The following is an 807-nucleotide window of genomic DNA, read 5'->3' as shown; positions in this document are numbered from 1 at the left end:
TGTCAATCCCATTTTAAAATGTCCTGTCCTCAGCAAAGTAGAAATGTCCTGTTTGTCTGCTGATCTATACTTATAAGCACTTAGCATCATACAGGTGTTTGGAGAAAGTTATGGGGAGCATCAACACAGAGTCTTGGCCTCAGTTCATCTTACTGAAAAATGAGGAAACCCAAGCTAATGAAGCTTACGATAAGACTGTAGAAGAGTTTAGGTCCGGGAGTGTCTCTAAAGACGAATTGACTCAAGCTTGGATACGAAAGCAACAAGCGTACGATCGTTTTAAAGCGTTTAGAGATGATATGTTCTCTTGAGAATGAAACGAATTATAACGCCTTTTTGCTCTGATTTTTTAACTGCATATGAACAACGCACAGACTTTGATGCTTGTGTGAGTATTGGTCAGACATGGTTAGGAAGCAGGGCATCAGTGATAAACAGTCTGAACAAGGCGCAATTCACTACACTATTAGCTGTATTAGTTCCGAGTGTCGTTTATCTAAATAGGTTTTTAACCGTTTTTGCTGTAACTCACCTTAAAACTATCAGGGGCAGCCAGTACTGGGTTTAATGCTCTTAACTGAGCCATAGCACGCTTCTGAGCTGTTCGTTTAGGCGCGCTTTGACTTCTTTCCCTAAGTTGGGCTTTATCAAATTCTTTCTGCTTCTCTTTGGCAAATTGGAGGACTTTACCCAGTCTTTTATTGTCGACGACTTGAGTTTGGTCCACTTTAGCCAGCTTATCAAAGGTTCTGAAACTTAACTTTCTCTCGCCATACTGAACGGCAATCCGACCATCTGGATAGTCGA

At 41.1% G+C, this 807-nt stretch carries 1 protein-coding gene and 1 pseudogene; one reads left to right on the top strand and one right to left on the bottom strand.

Features of this window, described 5'->3' with window-relative positions:
• Positions 1–110 precede the first annotated feature (110 nt).
• Positions 111–311 carry a hypothetical protein gene (locus FKN16_RS24315; protein ID WP_170903740.1) on the top strand — a complete coding sequence of 67 codons (201 nt, stop codon included), beginning with the start codon at positions 111–113 and terminating at the stop codon, positions 309–311.
• Positions 312–508: 197 nt separating this feature from the next.
• Here FKN16_RS24315 and FKN16_RS24310 read toward each other — a convergent pair.
• Positions 509–807: pseudogene (locus FKN16_RS24310) on the bottom strand (ISNCY family transposase); the annotation flags it as partial.

The sequence above is a fragment of the Vibrio sp. 11-4(1) genome, assembly GCF_013048625.1.
Classification (GTDB): Bacteria; Pseudomonadota; Gammaproteobacteria; order Enterobacterales; family Vibrionaceae; genus Vibrio; species Vibrio diabolicus.
Note: the sequence above shows the minus strand (reverse complement) of the source record. Positions and strands in the feature narration are given on the sequence as shown.